The sequence below is a fragment of the Labrys methylaminiphilus subsp. lupini genome (assembly GCF_051161885.1).
In the GTDB taxonomy this organism is placed as follows: Bacteria; Pseudomonadota; Alphaproteobacteria; order Rhizobiales; family Labraceae; genus Labrys.
Window position 1 is genome coordinate 4,432,352 of the sequence record NZ_JBMDIH010000001.1, and the last position, 20,823, is coordinate 4,453,174.

Consider the following 20,823-nt stretch of genomic DNA (forward strand, 5'->3'; position numbering starts at 1 on the left):
ACACTCAGCCGGGAAGCGCCATCGCCGTTTCGCCCGTTGCTTGCGCGGCTTCGCCATTCAGCGGGTTGTCGGGGTCCCAGCCATAGAGGGTCTCGCCGAAGCGCATGTCGCGCGCATCGAGATGGATCAGGCGGCCAGTGAGGCCGGTGCCGAATCCGACGATCTCGCGGATCGCTTCCAGCGCCATCATCGAGCCGGCCACGCCGGCAAGCGCACCGAGCACGCCAGCCTCCGAACAGCTTGGAATGGTGCCCGGCGGCGGTTTCTGCGGGAAGAGGCAGCGCCAGGTCGGGTTGGGCTCGCCTTCGGCATTGGTCTCGAAGGGCCGCAGCGTGGTCAACATCGCATCGAACACGCCGAGCGCCCCCATGACCAGCGGCTTGCGGCCATGGAAGCAGGCATCGGAGACGGCATAGCGGGTGTCGAAATTGTCCGAGCCGTCGATCACCAGATCATAGGATGCGATCAGTTCAGCCGCATTGGTGGGATCGATGCGCATCGCATGCGGAACCACCGTCACATGCGGATTGAGTCTTTCGATCGCCTCCCCGGCCGTCTCGACCTTGGGACGGCCGATATCGGGCGTGGCGTGGATGATCTGGCGCTGCAGGTTGGAGAGCGACACGATGTCGTCATCGACGATGCCGAGCGTGCCGACGCCCGCCGCCGCGAGATAGAGCAGCACCGGGGCGCCGAGCCCGCCCGCGCCGATGACCAGGATGCGAGCCCGCGACAAAGCCTGCTGCCCGGCGCCGCCGACCTCGTGCATGACGACATGCCGGGCGTAACGCTCCAGCTCTTCGGATGAAAATGCCATGGGGCGAATGTAGATACTTGCCCGAAAGGGCGCAATGATCGGAGCGCGGACTTCTCAGCGACATGCAGGCGTGTCGCTGAGAAGTCCGCGCTCCGATCTATGCTCCCAGGCTCGCCTTCTGGATGCGAGCCTGTATGATCGCGCTCCAAGAATCAGTCTTGAACAGACCGAAGACGAGGCCCTGATGACTTCTGCTCCGCGCGCACCCGGAAAGGGCGACCACGTCTTTCTGGTCGACGGTTCGTCCTTCATCTTCCGGGCCTATTTCCAGTCGATCAACCAGGACGCCCGCTACAATTACCGCTCCGACCGCCTGCCCACGGGTGCGGTGCGCCTGTTCTGCAATGTGCTGCACAAGATGATCAAGGAAGGGGTGATGGGCAAGCAGCCCACCCATCTCGGCATCATCTTCGACAAGTCGGAAGATTCCTTCCGCAAGGAGATCTACCCGCCCTATAAGGGCCACCGTCCCCCGCCGCCGGAAGAACTGGTGCCGCAATTCCCGCTGATGCGGGTTGCCGTGCGCGCCTTCGGCCTGAAGCCGGTGGAACAGTCCCGCTACGAAGCGGACGATCTGATCGCCACCTATTGCGACATCGCCGTCAAGGCCGGCGCCGACGTCACCATCGTCTCCGCCGACAAGGACCTGATGCAGCTCATCCAGCCCGGCGTGGTGATGTTCGATCCTGCTTCCGGCGACCAGAAGGCCAAGGGTTCGCGACCCGAACGCCTGATCGCCGAGGCCGAAGTGCTCGAAAAGTTCGGCGTGACGCCGGACAAGGTGGTGGATGTGCAGGCCCTGGCCGGCGATTCCACCGACAATGTCCCCGGCGTGCCCGGCATCGGCGTCAAGACGGCGGCGCAGCTGATCAATGAATATGGCGACCTCGAAGGGCTCCTCGCCCGCGCCGGCGAGATCAAGCAGCCCAAGCGCCGCGAGAGCCTGACCGACCCCGAGAACGTCAAGCTCGCCCGCATCTCGCGCGAACTGGTGAAGCTCGTCACCGACGTCACCCTGGAAACGCCGATCGAGGATCTGATCGCCCCCGGGCTCGACGCCAAGGGCGCCATCGCCTTCCTGAAGGCGATGGAATTCTCCACATTGACCCGCCGCATCGCCGAGGATGCCGGCCTCGACGTCGCCGATATCGCGCCCGACGAGGCGCTGAAGATCCCCGACAGCGATTTCTCGCCCGCCCCGGCGAGGACGCCGGCGCCCAAGCCGGGGGCGGACGGCGTCTCTGCCGCTCCGGCGGTTGCCACGGGGGCCGGCACGCCCTCCGCCGTGGTGGAAAGCGTCAAGGCCAGGCTCACCGCCATTCCCTTCGACAGCGGCTCCTATGAAACCGTCGCCAGCCTGGAAGCGCTCGACGGCTGGATTATCAGGGCCCGCGAACGCGGCTATGTCGCCTTCGACACGGAAACCACCTCGCTCGACGCCCTTCAGGCCGATCTCGTCGGCTTCTCCCTGTCGGTCGAGCCGGGCAAGGCCTGCTATGTGCCCCTGCGCCATCGCGACAAGGCGGATCTGTTCGGCGGCGGCATGATGGCCGGGCAGGTCGATGCCGGCGAGGCTCTAAAGCGGTTGAAGGGCCTGCTCGAAGATCCCGGCGTGCTGAAAATCGGCCAGAACCTGAAATATGACACGCTGGTGATGGGCGAGGAGAACGTCAAGATCGCGCCCTATGACGACACCATGCTGATGTCCTATGTCGTCGATGGCGGGCGTGGCAATCACGGCATGGACGAACTCTCGTCACGCCATTTCGGCCATAAGCCGATCGCCTTTTCCGAAGTCTGCGGCTCCGGCAAGTCGCTGATCGGCTTCGACCAGGTCACTATCGAGCGCGCTACCGCCTATGCCGCCGAGGATGCCGACGTCACCCTGCGGCTGTGGCTGCTGCTCAAGGCTCGCCTGGTCTCCGAGGGGCTGGTCACCATCTACGAGACGCTGGAGCGCCCGCTCGTCGCCGTGCTCGCCAACATGGAATCGCGCGGCATCATGATCGACCGCCAGATCCTGGCGCGTCTGTCGGGCGAATTCGCCCAGAGCGCGGCCCGGCTCGAGGCGGAGATCCACGAACTCGCCGGCGAGAACTTCAATGTCGGCTCGCCCAAGCAGCTCGGCGACATCCTGTTCGGCAAGATGGGGCTCCCCGGCGGCAAGAAGACGCCCACCGGCCAATGGGCGACCTCGGCCCAGGTGCTGGAGGACTTGGCCGACCAGGGCCTGGAACTGCCGCGGCGCATCGTGGCCTGGCGCCAGCTCACCAAGCTCAAATCGACCTATACCGACGCCCTGCCCACCTATGTGAACCCCAAGTCGGGCCGGGTCCACACCTCCTATTCCCTGGCGGCGACCACCACGGGGCGCCTTTCCTCCTCCGAGCCCAATCTGCAGAACATTCCGGTGCGCACCGAGGAAGGGCGCAAGATCCGCTCGGCCTTCATCGCCGCTCCCGGCGCCAAGCTGATCTCGGCCGACTATTCGCAGATCGAGCTGCGCGTACTCGCCCATGTCGCCGAGATCCCGCAACTGACCAAGGCCTTCGAGGACGGCGTCGACATTCACGCCATGACGGCCTCCGAGATGTTCGGCGTGCCGGTGCAGGGCATGGATCCCCAGGTGCGGCGGCGCGCCAAGGCCATCAATTTCGGCATCATCTACGGCATCTCCGCCTTCGGCCTCGCCAACCAGCTCTCGATTCCGCGCGAGGAGGCAAGCGCCTATATCAAGAAATATTTCGAGCGCTTCCCCGGCATCCGCGACTATATGGACCGGATGAAGGCCGAATGCCGCGCCCGCGGCTATGTCGAGACCGTCTTTGGTCGCAAGATGCATTTTCCGGCGATCGAATCGAAGAACCCCTCCGAGCGGGCCTTCGTCGAGCGGCAATCCATCAATGCACCGATCCAGGGCTCGGCCGCCGACATCATCCGCCGGGCGATGAGCCGGATGGATGGTGCCCTCATCAAGGCCGGGCTCTCGGCCAAGATGCTGCTGCAGGTGCATGACGAGCTCGTCTTCGAAGCACCGGAGGAGGAAGTTGAGGCGACGCTGCCGGTGGTCTCCCAGGTGATGGAGCACGCAGCGCTTCCGGCCTTGCAGCTCAAGGTGCCGTTGCAGGTCGATTCACGGGCCGCCAGCAATTGGGAAGAGGCGCATTAAGCACGATCAATCGGCATTAATCCTTTGTAACGCGCCCCAATTCCGGCCGGTTCTTGTCCGATTGAGGTGCAGCACCCACATGGGAGGCGTTGCGGCTTCCCCCTCAGGACGCAGCCGCGAAGGAGAGTCAGGATGACCCCCAACGAAAAAGCCCTCATCGAGGACCTGTTCAATCGCCTGCGCAGTTCCGCCCCGACGACGGGGCGCGACGCCGAGGCCGAAACCGCGATCGCGGCCGAAATGGCCCGCTCACCGGGCGCCGCCTATGCCCTGGTGCAGACCGTCCTGGTGCAGGACCACGCCTTGCGCGAGGCTCATGCCAAGGTCCAGGCTGCGGAAGCCGCCGCGCAGCAGCCGCAGCAAGTACCGCAGCCGCCCGAGCAGCCACAATCCTTCATCGAGCGCGCCGGCTCGGCCTTGCAGGGCTTCGGTGGCCAGCGCAACCAGGCTCAGCAGCAACAGGTTCCGCCGCAGCAGGCCGAACCCGCGCGCGGCGGCGGTTTCCTGCAGGGCGCCCTGCAGACGGCGGCCGGTGTCGCCGGCGGCGCGCTGCTGTTCGAGGGCGTGCGCTCGATGTTCGGCGGTGGCGGCGGCCTGCTCGGCGGCGGCTCGAGCCCGTTTGGCGGCGGCGGCAACACCACCATCAACGAGACCGTCATCAACGAAAACGCCGACAAGGGCCGCGACAGCGACGACAATGTGCGTGACGCCAGCTACGATTCGGATGATGACGACGATGGCGATTACGGCTCGGATGATTCCGGCGGCAGCGACGATAGCTGGATCTGACCGCCGATCCTGAGGCCACCGGCTTTCGTCCGGCTTTAAAAACAAACACCCCGGCCAGTTGGACGGGGTGTTTTTCTGTCAAAGGCCTCTTGGGCCTCTTGAAAGCCGGAGTCGCCAGTATTGCCTTACAACCCTTCGAACAGGGCGCTCGAAATGTAGCGCTCGGCGAAGGAGGGCACGATCACCACGATGGACTTGTTGTCCATGCCGGGGCGAGCAGCCAGTTCCAGCGCCGCCGCGACGGCCGCGCCGGACGAGATACCGCAGGGGATGCCCTCGATGCGGGCGAGCAGGCGGGCGGTGTCGAAGGAGGTCTGGTTGCCGACGGTGATGATGTCATCGATCACCGAACGGTCCAGCACATCCGGTACGAAGCCGGCGCCGATGCCCTGGATCTTGTGGGGACCGGGCTGGCCGCCCGACAGCACCGGGGAATCTTCCGGCTCCACCGCCACGATCTTGAGGTCGGGCTTGCGCGGCTTCAGCACCTGGCCGACGCCGCTGATGGTGCCGCCAGTGCCCACGCCCGAGACGAAATAGTCGATGTCGCCCTTGGTGTCGTTCCAGATCTCTTCCGCCGTGGTAAGGCGGTGGATCTCGGGATTGGCCGGATTGCGGAACTGCTGGGGAATGATGGCGCTCGGCAGTTCCTTGACGATCTCCTCGGCCTTGGCGACAGCACCGCGCATGCCTTGGGCAGCCGGGGTGAGGACTAGTTCGGCGCCGAGCAATGCGAGCATCTTGCGCCGCTCGATCGACATCGATTCCGGCATGACCAGGATCAGGCGATAGCCACGGGCGGCGGCGACGAAGGCGAGCGCGATGCCGGTATTGCCGGAGGTCGGCTCGACCAGCACGGTATCCGGCTTGAGGTGGCCGGCCTTCTCCAGTGCGTCGATCATGCTGACGCCGATGCGATCCTTGACGCTGGCGATCGGATTGAAGAATTCGAGCTTGGCGAGGATGCGTGCCTTGACGTTCTTGGCCTTGGCCAGCCGGTTGAGCTGCACCAGCGGGGTGTCGCCGATGGTCTCGGTGATCGACTGGTAGATGCGGCCGCGGCCGGGCACATGATTGGCATTCGCCATGAGGAACGTCCTTGATTGAAAGCGGCTGGAATTCAACATTAATCCACGAAAATGTCGAGGTTAATGTTGAATTACAGATCCATAATGTTTTTTAGATGACCAAATCTTCAAATCGAGCCCTCAAATCGCAAAGTCGATATTGGCGGGCGTGCCGCCGAAGACATGCTTGCGCTCGGCATCCCGGCAGAGGTCCTCGACGGTGATCTGGTCGAGTTCGGCCAGGAAGGATTGCGAGGCCTGGTTGACGGCCGGCGCGATGACCTGATCGACCAGGGTCGAGACCGGCGCCGGGTCGTCCTCTCCAGCGGCATCCGTCATCGCCGCGCGCACGATATCGCCGACGCTGATGCGCCGCCGCTCGCGCGCCAGCTCATAACCACCGCGCGGACCGCGCACGCCCTTGAGAATATTGTGGCGCACCAGGGTCTGCAGCAAGGTTTCCAGATGGCGCGGCGGCAAGGCATGCCGGGAAGCAAGAGCCTTGGCGGCGACCGGCGTCGGCCTCGAATGGTGGGCGATATCGACCACGGCGGCGAGGCCAAGCAAGGAACGGCGCGAAAGCAATTGCATGTCGACCCCCTGATACGGTCCCTGATGCATTTTCCAGAAGAGGCGACAGACTCTTCGATCAAGAAAATGCGTCAAAACAAAGAGTTAGGGCGAAATGCGATTCGCAGAATCGCACTTTGCTCTAGATCACGTTGCGGTGCCCGTCGAACCGAAGCCGCCGCTGCCGCGAACGGTCGAATCGACTTCCGCCGTTTCGACCAGGACAGACAACGTCACCGGTGCAATGACCAACTGGGCGATTCGCATGCCATGGGTGATGGCGAAGGATTCTACACTCAGATTGATCAGGGCGACTTTAATCTCACCGCGATAATCGGCGTCTATCGTACCAGGTGCGTTCAAAACGGTAATTCCGCTTTTCACAGCCAATCCGGAACGTGGGCGCACTTGTCCTTCATAGCCCTGTGGAATTTGGAAAACCAGCCCGGTCGGCACCAGAGCACGCATCATCGGTGCAAGAACCAAGGTTTCCCCCGGGCCCAGCGCGGCCGGCAGGTCGAGACCCGCCGCTCCCTCGCTCTGATAAGCAGGCAGCGGCAGGTCGCCGGCATGGGGGAGTTTCTTGACGGGAATGGTCAGGGTCATGGCAATCCTGCATAGAGGGCGGGTCTCCAGACCCGCCTGTTTCAAAATCGTGGGGACAGGTGATGGCGTAGGCGGGTCTGAAGAGCCTGTCTCAAAACTCGCAACACGGCCCGGAATAGCTCCACCTTTGTCATGCCGGGGCTCGTCCCGGGCATCCAGATACCGCAAACCCATCGAGACTGGGGCCCCTGGATCACCGGGACAAGCCCGGTGATGACAAAAAGCCGAGGTTCCCCCGATTTTTCGGTCAGGCCCCGAAGACTCGGCCCCGGTCACGCCGTGGCACTGGCCAATTCGCCAAAGCGAGCCATCAGGGCCCGGGCAACCGCATCCTTGTCCATGTCGGGCCAGGTCTCGACGCCCGAGGCCGAAACCAGATGAACGCGGTTGCGGTCTCCGCCCATCACGCCGCTTTCGGGCGAGACGTCGTTGGCGACGATGAGATCGCAGCCCTTGCGGGCGAGCTTGGCCTTGGCATGCTCGACGACATGTTCGGTCTCCGCCGCAAAGCCGACGACCAGGGACGGTCGGCGCGCCTTGTCCTGGGCGATGGTGGCCAGGATGTCGGGATTTTCCACCAGCGAGAAGCTCGGCGTGCCCTCTGCGCCCTTCTTGATCTTCTGCGCGCCGGCATCGGCCACGCGCCAATCGGCCACCGCCGCCGCAAAGATGCCGATATCGGCCGGCATGGCAGTCCTGACAGCCTCCAGCATCTCGCGCGCCGTTTCCACGGGCACCAGATTCACCCCCGGCGGCGGCAGAAGCGAAACCGGTCCCGAAACCAGGGTGACGCGAGCCCCGGCAGCCAGGGCAGCCGCCGCAATGGCATAACCCTGCTTGCCGGAGGAACGATTGGCGATGTAGCGCACGGGATCGATCGGCTCATGCGTCGGCCCGGCCGTCACCAGCACATGTTTGCCGGCGAGCGGCAGGGCCGGGAGCAGCCGTGTATCGGCGCGCACCGAGCCCGGCAGCGGAATGAAGGTTGGCCCCGCCAGGGCCTTCTCGATCGCCGCGACGATTTCCAGCGGTTCGGCCAGGCGTCCCGGCCCGTATTCCCCGCAGGCCATCTCGCCATCATTGGGACCGACGAAGAGCACGCCGTCCTCGCGCAACTGGGCAATGTTGCGCTGGGTCGCCGGATGCAGCCACATGCGCACATTCATGGCAGGGGCGACCAGCACGCGCTTGTCGGTGGCCAGCAGCGTGGTGGATGCGAGATCATTGGCCTGGCCCTGCGCCATCTTGGCGAGGAGGTCGGCTGTCGCCGGCGCCACCACTAGAAGATCGGCATCGCGCGACATTTCGATATGCCCCATCTCGGCTTCGTCCGTCAGCGAGAACAGGTCGGTATAGACCTTGTCGCCGGTGAGCGCGGAGACGGAGAGCGGCGTGACGAAGGCTTCGCCGGCCTTGGTGAGGATGGCCCGCACATCGGCGCCACGTTCGCGCAGGCGCCGGATCAGCTCGAGGCCCTTATAGGCGGCGATGCCGCCGCCGATGATCAGAAGGATGCGCTTGCCGACGAGGGTGGTGGACATGGATCGATCCGCGTGAGGCCAATAGGGCGTTTGCGATTCTGCCGGGCTTACCGAAAAGCACCGCGACCACCCCACACATAAATAGCGCCATCGGGGGATTCAATCGTTTCAGCGCGGCTCCGTCCGCTCCTGCCTTCCAACCGGATGGGCCAACCAGGCGAATCTGTCCATGCGGGCATAGCGAATCGGATCGCTGGGATGAGGCAAGGGCATGCCTTCGAGGATGCGCTTGGCGATCGCGTCATAGTCGCCGTCGAAATGATGCCCGCCCTGCAACTCGATCACCTGCACCGTCCCGGCATCGACATCGTTGCAGCCCGAACGCAAGCCTTCGTCAACACCATGGAAGCACTGGATATGAGGGCCGTCGATCGCCGCGACAGCCGGGATCGTCGCCCTGCGCCCGCCGGCGACCTTCATGAAACCGACGGCATAGTCGGCCTCCCGCGAGAGGCCGAGCAGCGAGACCTGGCGAATGCGCGCATGCAGATCGTCGGAAAGGTGTGAATAGACCGTAGCCGCGATATCGGCACCGAAGGAATAGCCCACCAGGATGATCGGCCTGTCGGCCCCAAGCGACGCCGCCATCCTGTCGATCGTGGCCGCAACTTCCTCGGGAGAACGCCGATGGATGAAATAGGCCAGACTGTTCAGGCCGATCGTGGTCACGCCGGCGCGGGCAAGCCCTTCGGCTATGCCATCATCGATACCCCACCAGCCGCCATTGCCCGACAGCAGGATCGCGACAGGGCCGTCCTCTCGCCTGCCCTTGGTCAGGACAACCGGGAGATCGCGCAGGGATGCGGGCACATTGACATTATCGGGCGCGGCCAATCCACCCCAGACTCCACCGAAAGCCTGCGGAAACCAGCGCGGCAGGACCTTGGCGTCGAGGAAGACGCCGGTTGCTGCCAGCAAGATCAGGACAGCGAGACGCCGTAGGGTAATGAAACGCGCCATTGGACGACAGGAAACAGATGACTGATCCGTTCCTGTGCCTGGAAGATGGCATGACAATGGCGGCCCGGAACCGCCTTCCGGGCCTGCACATCAAAAAGCCGAACGAACCAAAGCGTTTTGCGATTGGACGAGTTCAGCCAGCATCGTAGCGATGCTTCAGCCAATCCTCTGGATTGGCTTGGAAACAGGAAGCCAGGGCAAAACAAGCGTTCCGCCGTGGAACGCGCTTTGCCCTAGCCCGATCAGCGTGGAGCCAGAACCATCACCATCTGACGGCCTTCGAGCGAGGCATCGGATTCCACCTTGGCGATCAGGCCCGTATCGTCCTTGACGCGATTGAGCAGGCGGTAACCGATCTCCTGATGCGCCATTTCGCGACCGCGGAAGCGCAGGGTGACCTTGACCTTGTCGCCTTCCTCGAAGAAGCGCCTCATCGCCTTCATCTTGACGTCATAGTCATGATCGTCGATGGCCGGGCGGAGCTTGATCTCCTTGATCTCGACCGTCTTCTGATTCTTGCGGGCCTCGGCGGCCTTCTTCTGTTCGTTGAACTTGAACTTGCCGTAGTCCATGATCTTGCAGACCGGCGGCTCGGCATTGGCGGCCACTTCGACAAGGTCCAGCCCGATTTCAAAGGCCATGGCGATCGCCGCCCTGGTGTCGGTGGCACCGCGGTTCTGCCCGTCCTGATCGATCAGCATGACTTCGCGGTTCCGAATCTCCTCATTGATGCGCGGACCGTCCTTCACGACCGGTGCGTTTGTCCTCATAGGGCGACGAATGGCGGTAAACTCCTCTACCATTGAATTGATTTGGGCAAACTGTCGGCTTCGCGTCGAAGCCCGCGCCCGGATTGCGGGAAGATGTTGCCGAAGCGACCGGAAGTCAACGCTTTCATGGCCGACGGCGTGATTTTTAGATCACAAATCAGCTCGATAGACTGTCACGGATCGGCAATGAGGCAGATATTTCCAGGCTTCTCGCCTGCTCGTCCAGGCTTCTCGCCTACTCGTCTTTGAGTCTGCGACTCCGAACCAGAAGTTCGGCATAGGCGTCGAGCGTGGCGTTGCACATCACATCCAGCGAGAAATGCGCCTCGACATGCGCGCGCGCCCGCGCCGCCAGACCGTCCCGGGCGGAGGCGCCCAGGGTCAGGGCCTCGTGCAGGGCCTCCGCCAGGGCCTCGGCGTCCCCCACCGGCGTGCGCCAGCCCGTGCGCAGATTGCCGACGATCTCGGGCGGGGCCAACACCGTTTCGGAGGTGGCGCCATGATCGGCCACCACCACCGGACAGCCCATGGCCTGCGCCTCGACCGCCGTGCGTCCGAAAGCCTCGGGACTGGTGGAAGGAATGGCGACCGCCGCGGCGGAGAGATAGGCGGCCGGCATATCGCTGCAATGGCCGACGCGCAGCACCAGCCCCTTGAGGCCACGCTCGGCGATGCGCGCCTCGAGCTCGGCCACATAGCCATCCCGGCCCTGGGCATCGCCCGCCAGCACGAAAACCGTGTCCTCGATGCCCTTCTGCTTGAGAATGGCCGCGGCATCGATCAGCACGCGCTGGCCCTTCCAGCCGGTGAGCCGGCCGGGCAGCAGCACGATGCGCTGATGCGGCGCCACGTTCCAGGCCCGGCGTAGCGCCTCGACACGCTCGAACGACACGGCGGAAGGGGTGAAGGCCGTCAGGTCGGTGCCGCGGTGAATCACGCGCAGTCGTTCGGCGGCCTCCGGCCAGTTCGCCTTGATGGTGGCGGCAGTGAAGTTGGAATTCGCGATGACCACGTCCGCCTGCGCCATCACGCCATTATAGCGCTTCTTCAGCTCGGAAGTCGCCGAATAGGCACCATGATAGGTGGTGACGAATGGCAGGCTGAGTTTCTTGGTGGCGAGGCGCGCCGACCAGGCCGGCGCCCGCGACCGGGCATGGATGAGGTCGACCTTCTCCTCGCGCACCAGGCGTTCGAGCCGCCGGGCATTGCCCCAGATGCGCAGCGGATTCTTGGTCGAGGCATTGAACGGGATCCAAAGGCCGCCGCGCGCCTGCAATTCGCCGACCAGCCGGCCACCCTCGGTAGCGACCAAGGCACGGGCACCCGCCCGCGTCAGCGCATCGGCGATGTCGATGGTGGTACGCTCGGCCCCGCCCGCATCCAGGGCCGGAATGATCTGCAGCACCGTGATGCCGGCAAAGCGTTCCTCCTTCGGCCGACGGCCGATTGGGCGAGCTTTGGACGAGATATCAGACATGGGCGCTGGCTGTTCCGGCTGGCTTCTTCACGATAACGACTATGGACCATGGTCCATCACAGACTCTATAGAGCGCCCCATGTTCTAAATGAAAGGTGATGCTGTGCGGGAATTTCCGGCCTGCCCGGTATATTTTTCGCAAACAGCTACCTTACACAGAGGCAAAGCAGCGTTTTTGCGACGGAATTTCTTGCTCTAACTCCCCACGTCGAGGTGACTTTGCGATTCTCGGCGAATCTGCCAGACCGCAATCGACAAAACACAAAACGCTTGGGCAAAAGGAAGTGACCGGATGACGAGCAACCCCGCCATGATCACCGTCGGCGAAGGCCCGTCCAGCCGCAGCATTGCCTGGCGCCATCAGTCCGGCCGCGGCCCGGATGTGGTGTGGCTCGGCGGCTTCCGCTCCGACATGCTGGCGACCAAGGCAAGTTTCCTTGCCGATTGGGGCGCGCGGCACCATCGCGCCGTGACGCGATTCGATTACTCCGGCCATGGCGAATCGGGTGGGCGCTTCGAGGACGGCACCATCGGCTCCTGGCTCGAGGAGGCCCTGGCAGTGATCCGTGAGGGCGTGAAGACGCCGCCGATCCTGGTCGGCTCCTCGATGGGCGGCTGGATCGCCCTGCTGGTGGCACGGGCTCTGGCCGGTACGCCGCTGGCGCCGTCAGGCATGGTGCTGATCGCCCCCGCCGCCGACTTCACCGAGAAATTGATGTGGGACCAATTCCCCGACACGGTGAAGCGCGAGATCCTCGACAAGGGCGCCTGGCTGCGCCCGTCCGAATATTCGCCCGAGCCCTATCCGATCACCCGGACGCTGATCGAGGAAGGCCGCAGCCATCTTCTTCTCGGCAACATGGTGAAAACCGGCTGCCCCGTACATATCTTACAGGGGATGGAGGATCCGGACGTGCCCTGGCAGCATGCCATGACGCTGGTGGAGAGCCTGGCCGAGGACGATGTGACGGTGACGCTGATCAAGGATGGCGACCACCGGCTGTCGCGCCCCCAGGACCTCGACAGGCTGGTGGAGGCGGTGGAGGGCATTGCGCCCAAATCACAGCTCCTCCTATAGTCGTAACGTCCTGACCGGCCATAGCAAGGTTTCCTCGGTCGGAACGCCCTTCCGACCGAGGAAACCTTGCTGGAACTTAAATGCTGCGGAGCTCTCAAACCCGCCCGAAGGCGCGGGTTTGAGAGCTCCGTTAGGACCCGGTATTTGGAGCGGAGAGACAGATGTTCATTCAGACCGAGGCGACGCCGAATCCCTCGACCCTCAAATTCCTCCCCGGCCGCGAAGTGCTGCCCGAGGGCACCACGCTGCACATGACGAATGCCGCCGAAGGCGCGCAATCGCCGCTGGCCCAGAAGCTCTTTTCGATCGAGGGCGTCGCCGGCGTGTTCTTCGGCTCGGACTTCATCACCATCACCCGCTCGGGCGCGGAATGGCAGCACCTCAAGCCGGCCGTGCTTGGCGCCATCATGGAGCACTATCTGTCCGGCGTGCCCATCCTCAACGCGGATGTCGCGCCGCTGGATGAGGGCGAAGAGTTCTTCGACGAGGCCGACGAAGACACCGTCGAGACCATCAAGGACCTGCTCGAAACCCGCGTGCGACCGGCAGTGGCGGCCGATGGCGGCGACATCACCTTCCGCGGCTATCGCGAGGGCGTGGTCTATCTCGCCATGAAGGGGGCCTGCTCGGGCTGCCCCTCCTCCACGGCGACGCTGCGCAACGGTATCCAGAACCTGCTGCGCCACTTCGTGCCCGAGGTGCAGGAAGTCCGCGCCGCCTGAGGCGGCCGGGCCCTTTGACAAGCGGCATCGTTCGGCCGCTTTCATCAATGTTTAAGGGGGCAGGTGCTTAATCCCCTTCGGGGGGCCGGAGTTCGCTACGGCCATGCGCCTGCTGTTATCCATCCTTTTCGTAAGCGCCCTGTTTGGCAGCGCTCACGCCCAATCCGCATCGCTGACGGAGCGGCGCCTGATCGACCTCTTCGATACGCGCCTCGCCCGGGACGGGCTGGATCCGATCCGTGCCTGTCGTGGGAAGGACGACGAGTCCTATGCCTGCACCTTCGATGACACCGAATATCTGACGACGATCTCGCCGAGAAGCGACGTCACCGGGTCGATCGGCGAGTCCCGCTCGCCCACCTCGATGACAGTCATCCTCGCCGGTAACGCGATCGAGGCAATCGGCCTGATCGGCGACCGCGCGAGCCCGGCGGATCTCATCAACTTTACCGCCCATCTCGAAAGCCTGCTGCACACGATCGGGCCGCAGAAGAGCGACTACGACATCGAGCAGGACACGCTCGATCTCGGCGTGATGCGCGGTGATTCCGACGGAGACATCGGCAAGGCGCGGGTGGTCACCGAAAACTTTGCCACCATCCGCTGCCTCAACCAACCGCTTGCCGTAAGCGCCGGCATCGCCTGCATGATCACCCTGAAGCATGCAGGCTGAACATCACCTCGCTTCGTGGCCGATTGGGAAACGGGCGTTTCCGAAAGGCCTGCCTGTTCCCTCTCTATGGATCATTCCCACTCGAAGAAGTCCGGATGCGTGCGGCGCCATTCCGCCACGCGCTCGCGATGGGCGCCGATCATTTCGCCGAACTGGACGCAGGCCCGACGATCGCCCCTGTCACAACCTGCATGCAGACGATCAAGGCGGTCGACATAGGGATCATAGGCAACCGGGGCCGGCTCATACACCGGCGCCGGCCGTGGCGGCGGAACGGGACGGTCAGCCAGCGCCTGGCCGAGCAGGACACCACCGACCGCGCCGAGGGCTGCGCCGCCGACGAAAGCACCGGTACGGCCGTCGCCTGCGGAGGCCGGTGTCGTCGCCAGGGCCGTCATGGCACAAAGCACCGCGGCTGAAAGGCAGATCTTCATCGTCATTGCAATAGAAACTCCGATTTGGCTACCCCAGCATTGGCAACAAACTAGCCCACACCACCTTAAAGGCACATGAACAACAATGGTTTATTTTGAATATATCTTCTGAATATATCAGTAATTCCTGTGGCAGACCTGTCAGATTTAGCCACAATTCCGAAGCAAAGGGCTAGCGGATTCATGCCCTCGTCTGTTCAGGCGACGAGTCCGGCCATCGGTCGAACCGAAAGCGAATCCGGGAAAATGGTCGAACCCAGCGCCATGGGTGAAAGGCCGAACTGATCGGCCAGCAACCCTTTCAGCACGCTGCGAACATCCGTCGTCGGCCGGAGGTCACGGCCTTCATGAAGCTGCGCCAGTTTCAAGCCCGGCCAATCGGCGACGACGCGGCCTCCCTTTACCGCACCGCCCGCCAGCAGCATGACCGTGCCGGTGCCATGATCGGTCCCCTCGGTGCCATTGATGCGTGCTGTGCGGCCGAATTCGGTGACGGCGACCACGACCGTATCCTTCCAGTATTGCCCCAGGCCGCTCTCGAACGCGGCGAAGGCGCCGTCGAGGCCGCCGAGCAGCATGGCGAGCCGGCCTGTCGCTCCACCCTCGTTGACATGGGTGTCCCAGCCATCGAAAGCGAGGGCGGCGAGGCGCGGTCCGTCCTCGGCTGCGATCAGCCGGGCCGCTCCTTCGACAGCCTGCCGCATGCCGGCGGCGCTGTCGAGCCCACCCTTGCGCTTGGTCATGCCCATGCCGTCACCGGCGGCCAGACGCTCGGCCTCGAGCCCCCTGCGCAGAGCAATCGCCAGCGCCGGGTCGCGATGGTCGTAGAGATCGAGCAGGCGCGCCGCCAGATCATCGCCCGCATCCGGCAGGACCTGAGGCGCCCAGCCGAGCACAGGCGCGGCGCCACGCATCACCAGAGGCGTCGACGGCCCGACGGCGAGGCCGCCATGCGGCGCTATGCGTTCGCCGGCGGGCAGATCGGCCAAGGCGCGATTGAGCCAGCCCGTCGCCGTATGGCCCGGCCCCGGAAAGCCACTCTCGAGCACGTCCTGACCATCGAAGTGGGAACGCTCGCGATAGCCCGTGGCGGCGGCATGCACGACCAACGCCTGCCGGGCCTGGAACAGGCGGGCAAAGGTCGGCATGGCCGGATTGAGGGCGAAGAATCCATCCAGAGGCAGAGCCGGATGCGGCCCATCCAGGGCCAGGGCGATATCGCCGTGCAACCCATGATAATCGGGGTCGCCGACGGGCGCCACGGTCGAGAGCCCGTCCAGCGCCCCGCGCAGCACGAGCACGACCAGGCGCGGATCCCTCGCCTCGGCGGCCCGGGCGAACCGTGGCAGATAGGCCCAGGCAAACAGGGCGCCACTGCCGAGCAGGGCGGCGCGACGGGACGGATGCGGACGCTCGCACAGGGTGTCCGACGCGGTCTCCATGAGCTATCTCCTCTGGAACTCGGGAGCCATCAAAAGCAGTGCCACCGCCTGCTGGCGCGACTCGGCACGGCCGACGGCCTGGCGCGTTTCCGCCGACACCGACGGGCCGATGAGCGCGGCCAGCAGGTCGTCCGGTTCGCCGATGCCCTTGGCCTGGCGCGCCGCCTGCCAGGCGATATCGAGACGCATCGCCATGCCGGCCGGGGAGGCCTGCGTATCGGCGAGGTCGGGAAAGCCGTTCGGGCCGGGCGGCTGCCACAGGGGCGTTCCCAGCAGCGCCAGCCAGTTCAGCGTCTGGCCGGGATCCGCCTCCGGGCCGGGCCCGATGCCACGGCGCAAGGCGAGAACGAAATCGAATGGCGAGCGCATCTTCGCCAGCGGCTGAGACCAGGCTTCCGGCGCGTTGACCAGCGCCATGGCGAGCGCGCGAAGATCGCCATCCGTCTTGGTGAAAACCTCCGCCAGCCGCGCGACCATCGGGGCCGGCGGGTCGTCCGCGATGAAATGGCGCGCGATCTTCATGGCAATGTGCCGGGCCGTGGCAGGATGGCGTGCAAGATCGTTGAGCACGGCCTCCGCCTGGCCCATGCCGCCGGCCGGATAGGTCTTGCCGAGAAAAACCTGGTCACCGGGCTCATGCGCATTGGCGTTGAAGACGAAACTGCCGGGTTCGCCGAGGCGGCCCTCCCGCCCCGCAATCATCCAGCCGGTGAGGATACGCGCGAAGGCGGTCACGTCGGCCTGGCTGTAGCCGCTGCCGACACCAAGCGTGTGCAATTCGAGGATCTCGCGGGCGAGGTTCTCGTTCAGGCCGCGATTGCGGTTGCGTCCCGCCCGCGAGTCAGGGCCGACGGATTGCTGATTGTCGAGATAATAGAGCATGGCCGGGTGATGCTCGACCGCGAGCAGCATGTCGGCAAAGCGCCCCAGCACGAAGGGGCGGATCGCCTCCCGCTCGAAGGCTCCTGCCGACGCCCGCACGATGTTGTCCTTGGCGACCGAGACGCAAAAATGATTGGACCAGAAGGCGACCAGCCGCTCGACGAACCCGATCTCCGCGTTAAGCGCCTTGGCAAAACGGGCCTGTGCCTCCGCCTTCAGCAACCGAGCCTCGATGGGCGGCTCCGGCTTTATCGGCCCCTGCGGGGCGGGGGCGGCGAGTGCGGAGGACTTCCCTTCCGGGCCCATCTGCATCGCGCCCGCAGGCGCTGTCATCCGCTCGGCCTTGCGCTGCATGGTTGCGGCCATGCTTGCCTGAATGGCGGCGGTGCTACCCGGCAGGGGATCGGCATCCGTTGCCATCGGGATCAGGGCAATATCGGGTTTGACCAGTTCTGCCCGCAAGGCGGCATGCGGATCGCTGCCCAGCCTCGCCAGATCGCCGGGGCGGGGCCCCAAGCCAAAACGATTGAAAACGACCCGTGCAGGGTCGAGGTCCTGGTTCGCCACCGTCGCCTCCGCCATTCAGGGCAGCAACAGTATCGGCGGCGTATCCGATGCCATCACGGCGATCCGATGACTTAAAAAAGGCCGACTATTTCCGAACTTTGCTGCCAAGCAGGTTTCTCTTGGTCGCGCACAGGCACGATCAAGAGAAACCTGCAAGATATCAAACATTTGCGGAGTTTCCCGACGCAGCCTATCCGTAGACCCTGCCGGGAAACTCTGCATGGGTGACGGGTTGAACTTTCTCGGCCGGGATCAGTCGTTTAAGGAGGCAGACGGTTTGCCTTTCTGCCGTAAAGGTAGTACGCAAGCCTCCGCGACAGAAAAATACTTTTTCAATTTGGCCAAAGAAAGCCTCCTGCACCAAGTAGAGGCATGACCCAAAACAAGAAAATCGACGAGCAAAGCCCGCGGTCCGGCGCTACTCGTCCCGCGCGCCTTCTGGACGTTGCACGCCTTGCCAAGGTTTCCCGAGCGACTGCGGCTCGCGCTCTTGGCGGCTATGGCCTCGTTACCGAGGAGACGCGGGAGCGCGTCGCGGCGGCTGCCAGGACGCTGAATTATCGGCTCAACGAGGCGGCCCGGGCCATGCGGGCCGGCCGCACCCAGGTGATCGGCGTCGTCATTGCCGACATCAGCAATTCATTCTTTGCCAGCGCCGCCCGGGCGATCATCGATACCTGCGCCTCCCTGGGCTATCAGACCCTGATCGTGAATACGGACGACGATCTCAAGACCGAGATCGAGGCGGTCCAGACCCTGATGGAAAAGCGCGTTGCCGGCATGATCGTCGTGCCGTCCTCGCCCGACCACAACGAGCATCTGCAAAAAGCCGGCGCGGGCGAGGGACGGATGGTGCTCCTCGACCGCCGCATCGCGGATTTTTCGGTGAGTGCCGTGACAACGGATGATCGTGGTGGGGCCCGAGAAGCCGTGGAATTGTTCATCGCCCGCGGACACAGGCGCATCGGCCTGGTGGTCCTGACCGCGGCAGCCTCCTCGCAGCGGCAGAGCGAGCCGCGAGGGGCCGTGTCGAGCGCACGCGACCGCGTTCTCGGCGCGCGCGATGCCCTGGAGGCGGCCGGCCTCGACCTGCCGAAGGCCTGGCTGCGCTATACGCCGAACGATCCCCAGATGATCATCGACTCGGCGTCGACGATTCTGCGCTCCGATCCGCGACCCACCGCGATTTTGGCAACATGCGAGGAAATCGCCATTGGCGTGCTGGCCGCCTGCCGGGCCCTGAACTTGGTGGTCGGGAAAGATGTCGCCCTCATCAGCTTCGATGAATCGCCCTGGTCGGGCGCACTGACGCCGGCGATCTCGGTGGTACAGCGCCCGATCCACGAAATGGGGCGCGTGGCCGTCAATTTGCTGGTTCGACAGATCCAAGGCGGCGAAGCCGGAAGGGATGTCGAGATGCCGACCATCCTGATCGACCGGGAATCGGTCTTTGATCTCACGCCTTGATCATCGGGCGGCGTGGACGATCAGGGCATGCCGTTCGAGATCTTCGAGCCGTGCTCGACATGGGCTTTTGCAGCCTGCGCCAGAGCTCGGCCTTCGTCGCCGCTTACCAAATCCAGTCAAAATCATTGGCAAGCCAGGGAACAGCTGCAACATTGGTGCAACTGCTGAAATAACGGCATGAAAACGGGGGCAGGATGAACGCAGGCCAGACGCATCCCTTCCTTGAAATGCGGAATGTTTCCAAGACATTCGGCCGGGTCCAGGCGCTGAAGGGGGTCTCGCTCGACGTCAAGCTGGGCGAGATCCACGCCTTGATGGGCGAGAACGGGGCCGGCAAATCGACCCTGATGAAGATCCTTTCGGGCGCCTATGTGCCGGATGAGGGCTCGGAAATCCTGATCGACGGCCAGAAGGTGGCGATCTCGGGCCCGATGGCGGCCAAGCAATTGGGGATCGCCATCATCTACCAGGAGCTCGCCCTCGCTCCCAATCTCACGGTGGCCGAGAACATCTATCTCGGCCGCGAACCAAGCCGGGCCGGCCTGATCGACCGTGGCGCCATGATTGCCGGCGTCGAAAGCGTGCTGCAGCGCCTGGGCGCCACCTTCACTGCGCGCGACAAGGTGGCCGAGCTCTCCATCGCCGAACGCCAGCTGGTGGAGATCGCCCGTGCCGTCCATGCCCGTTCGCGCGTGCTGATCATGGATGAACCCACCACCACCCTGTCCGAGCGCGAGACCGAGCGGCTGTTCGCCCTGGTGCGCCAGCTCAAGCAGGAGGGGCTGGCCATCGTCTATATCAGCCACCGCATGAAGGAGGTCTACGAACTCTCCGACCGTGTCTCGGTGCTGCGCGACGGCACCTATGTCGGCACCCTGGAGCGCGAGGCGATCAACCCCGCCGCGGTGGTGCGCATGATGGTGGGGCGCGATCTCTCCTCCTTCTACAAGAAGGAGCACGACGCTCATCAAAGCCGGGGCCGGATCATCTTTTCGGTGCGCGACATCGCCGATGGCAGGCGCATCCAGCCCTGCTCCTTCGACATCCACGAGGGCGAGGTGCTCGGCATTGCCGGCCTGGTCGGCGCGGGACGCACCGAGCTTGCCCGCCTGATCTACGGCGCCGATGCGAAGATATCGGGCACCGTGGCGGTCGATGGCAAGGAGGTAGGCATCCGCTCGCCGCAGGACGCCATCGAGGCCGGCATCGCCTATCTCACCGAGGACCGCAAGCTGCTAGGGCTGATGCTGGACATGTCGGTGGCCGAGAACATCAATCTGGGGGTGATCGCCCGCGATGCCCTGGCCGGCGGCTTCCTCAATCTCGCCAAGGGCCGCAAGCGCACGGGCGAGGCGATCCAGGCCACCGGCATCCGCACCGCCTCGCCCGACGCGCCGGTGGGCGGCCTGTCCGGCGGCAACCAGCAGAAGGTGCTGCTCTCGCGCCTGCTGGAGACCAAGCCGCGCGTGCTGATCCTGGACGAGCCGACCCGCGGCGTCGACATCGGCGCCAAATCGGAGATCTACCGCCTGATCGACCGGCTGGCCCGCGAGGGCGTCGGCGTGGCGGTGATCTCGTCCGAACTGCCGGAGATCGTCGGCATCTGCGACCGCGTCATCGTGATGCGCGAAGGTCATATCGCCGGCGAACTCGGCGGCGCCGAGACCGAAGCGGTCAGCCAGGAGAACATCATGGCCATCGCGACCTCAGCCGCAAAGGATGCGGCATGACGCACCCGGCTTTTGCCCGACGCGGCACCACAACGTACCGGCAAGACAAGACGGCCCTCAAG

18 protein-coding genes are annotated in these 20,823 nt (G+C 64.5%); 7 read left to right on the forward strand and 11 right to left on the reverse strand.

Annotated elements, in window-relative coordinates; all coding sequences use genetic code 11:
* Nucleotides 1-4: 4 nt before the first annotated feature.
* Nucleotides 5-817, reverse strand: coding sequence for a HesA/MoeB/ThiF family protein (locus ACN6KF_RS20885; RefSeq protein WP_434958691.1), 813 nt, complete (start codon nucleotides 815-817; stop codon nucleotides 5-7).
* A 184-nt stretch (nucleotides 818-1,001) separates the two neighbouring features.
* Here ACN6KF_RS20885 and polA point away from each other — a divergent pair, with 184 nt between their 5' ends.
* Together polA and ACN6KF_RS20895 are read left to right on the forward strand one after the other, a co-directional pair.
* Nucleotides 1,002-3,986: a DNA polymerase I gene (gene polA, locus ACN6KF_RS20890; protein WP_434958692.1), complete on the forward strand. Its 2,985-nt coding sequence runs from the start codon at nucleotides 1,002-1,004 to the stop codon at nucleotides 3,984-3,986.
* Nucleotides 3,987-4,118: 132 nt separating this feature from the next.
* Complete coding sequence (locus ACN6KF_RS20895) at nucleotides 4,119-4,775, forward strand: DUF2076 domain-containing protein (protein ID WP_434958693.1); 657 nt, start codon at nucleotides 4,119-4,121, stop codon at nucleotides 4,773-4,775.
* A 125-nt stretch (nucleotides 4,776-4,900) separates the two neighbouring features.
* On the opposite strand, the gene cysK is transcribed toward ACN6KF_RS20895, so the two are convergent.
* The 7 genes from cysK to ACN6KF_RS20930 form a co-directional block, all read right to left on the reverse strand.
* Nucleotides 4,901-5,863 (reverse strand): cysteine synthase A, encoded by a 963-nt coding sequence (cysK, locus tag ACN6KF_RS20900; RefSeq protein WP_434958694.1) that lies wholly within the window; start codon nucleotides 5,861-5,863, stop codon nucleotides 4,901-4,903.
* Nucleotides 5,864-5,983: 120 nt separating this feature from the next.
* A complete protein-coding gene (locus ACN6KF_RS20905; protein ID WP_311939813.1) occupies nucleotides 5,984-6,433 on the reverse strand; it encodes an RrF2 family transcriptional regulator in 450 nt (149 codons plus the stop codon).
* 126 nt (nucleotides 6,434-6,559) lie between these two features.
* A complete protein-coding gene (gene dut / locus ACN6KF_RS20910) occupies nucleotides 6,560-7,018 on the reverse strand; it encodes a dUTP diphosphatase (RefSeq protein WP_187829545.1) in 459 nt (152 codons plus the stop codon).
* Between the two features lie 272 nt (nucleotides 7,019-7,290).
* Entirely contained in the window at nucleotides 7,291-8,559 is a 1,269-nt protein-coding gene (gene coaBC / locus ACN6KF_RS20915) for a bifunctional phosphopantothenoylcysteine decarboxylase/phosphopantothenate--cysteine ligase CoaBC (RefSeq protein ID WP_434958695.1), read from the reverse strand.
* A 108-nt stretch (nucleotides 8,560-8,667) separates the two neighbouring features.
* Nucleotides 8,668-9,519 carry an AcvB/VirJ family lysyl-phosphatidylglycerol hydrolase gene (locus tag ACN6KF_RS20920; protein ID WP_434958696.1) on the reverse strand — a complete coding sequence of 284 codons (852 nt, stop codon included), beginning with the start codon at nucleotides 9,517-9,519 and terminating at the stop codon, nucleotides 8,668-8,670.
* Nucleotides 9,520-9,761: 242 nt separating this feature from the next.
* Complete coding sequence (gene infC, locus ACN6KF_RS20925; protein WP_434959728.1) at nucleotides 9,762-10,301, reverse strand: translation initiation factor IF-3; 540 nt, start codon at nucleotides 10,299-10,301, stop codon at nucleotides 9,762-9,764.
* Nucleotides 10,302-10,524: 223 nt separating this feature from the next.
* Complete coding sequence (locus ACN6KF_RS20930) at nucleotides 10,525-11,766, reverse strand: glycosyltransferase family 4 protein (RefSeq protein WP_434958697.1); 1,242 nt, start codon at nucleotides 11,764-11,766, stop codon at nucleotides 10,525-10,527.
* Between the two features lie 292 nt (nucleotides 11,767-12,058).
* Here ACN6KF_RS20930 and ACN6KF_RS20935 point away from each other — a divergent pair, with 292 nt between their 5' ends.
* The 3 genes from ACN6KF_RS20935 (at nucleotide 12,059) to ACN6KF_RS20945 (ending at nucleotide 14,239) form a co-directional block, all read left to right on the forward strand.
* Complete coding sequence (locus tag ACN6KF_RS20935; protein ID WP_434958698.1) at nucleotides 12,059-12,844, forward strand: alpha/beta hydrolase; 786 nt, start codon at nucleotides 12,059-12,061, stop codon at nucleotides 12,842-12,844.
* Between the two features lie 161 nt (nucleotides 12,845-13,005).
* Nucleotides 13,006-13,566, forward strand: coding sequence for a NifU family protein (locus ACN6KF_RS20940; RefSeq protein WP_434958699.1), 561 nt, complete (start codon nucleotides 13,006-13,008; stop codon nucleotides 13,564-13,566).
* 103 nt (nucleotides 13,567-13,669) lie between these two features.
* Nucleotides 13,670-14,239, forward strand: coding sequence for a hypothetical protein (locus ACN6KF_RS20945; RefSeq protein ID WP_434958700.1), 570 nt, complete (start codon nucleotides 13,670-13,672; stop codon nucleotides 14,237-14,239).
* Nucleotides 14,240-14,310: 71 nt separating this feature from the next.
* Here the strand turns inward: ACN6KF_RS20945 and ACN6KF_RS20950 are convergent, their stop codons facing one another.
* The 3 genes from ACN6KF_RS20950 to ACN6KF_RS20960 all read right to left on the reverse strand — a co-directional run bounded on the left by ACN6KF_RS20950 (nucleotide 14,311) and on the right by ACN6KF_RS20960 (nucleotide 17,579).
* Nucleotides 14,311-14,679, reverse strand: coding sequence for a hypothetical protein (locus ACN6KF_RS20950; RefSeq protein ID WP_434958701.1), 369 nt, complete (start codon nucleotides 14,677-14,679; stop codon nucleotides 14,311-14,313).
* 191 nt (nucleotides 14,680-14,870) lie between these two features.
* Nucleotides 14,871-16,115, reverse strand: a complete 1,245-nt coding sequence (locus ACN6KF_RS20955) for a DUF1501 domain-containing protein (protein WP_434958702.1) — start codon at nucleotides 16,113-16,115, stop codon at nucleotides 14,871-14,873.
* Between the two features lie 3 nt (nucleotides 16,116-16,118).
* Complete coding sequence (locus ACN6KF_RS20960; protein WP_434958703.1) at nucleotides 16,119-17,579, reverse strand: DUF1800 domain-containing protein; 1,461 nt, start codon at nucleotides 17,577-17,579, stop codon at nucleotides 16,119-16,121.
* 357 nt (nucleotides 17,580-17,936) lie between these two features.
* On the opposite strand from ACN6KF_RS20960, the gene ACN6KF_RS20965 reads away from it, so the two are divergent.
* Nucleotides 17,937-19,031 carry a LacI family DNA-binding transcriptional regulator gene (locus tag ACN6KF_RS20965; RefSeq protein WP_434958704.1) on the forward strand — a complete coding sequence of 365 codons (1,095 nt, stop codon included), beginning with the start codon at nucleotides 17,937-17,939 and terminating at the stop codon, nucleotides 19,029-19,031.
* 194 nt (nucleotides 19,032-19,225) lie between these two features.
* Nucleotides 19,226-20,761: a sugar ABC transporter ATP-binding protein gene (locus ACN6KF_RS20970; RefSeq protein WP_434958705.1), complete on the forward strand. Its 1,536-nt coding sequence runs from the start codon at nucleotides 19,226-19,228 to the stop codon at nucleotides 20,759-20,761.
* Nucleotides 20,762-20,823: the final 62 nt, after the last annotated feature.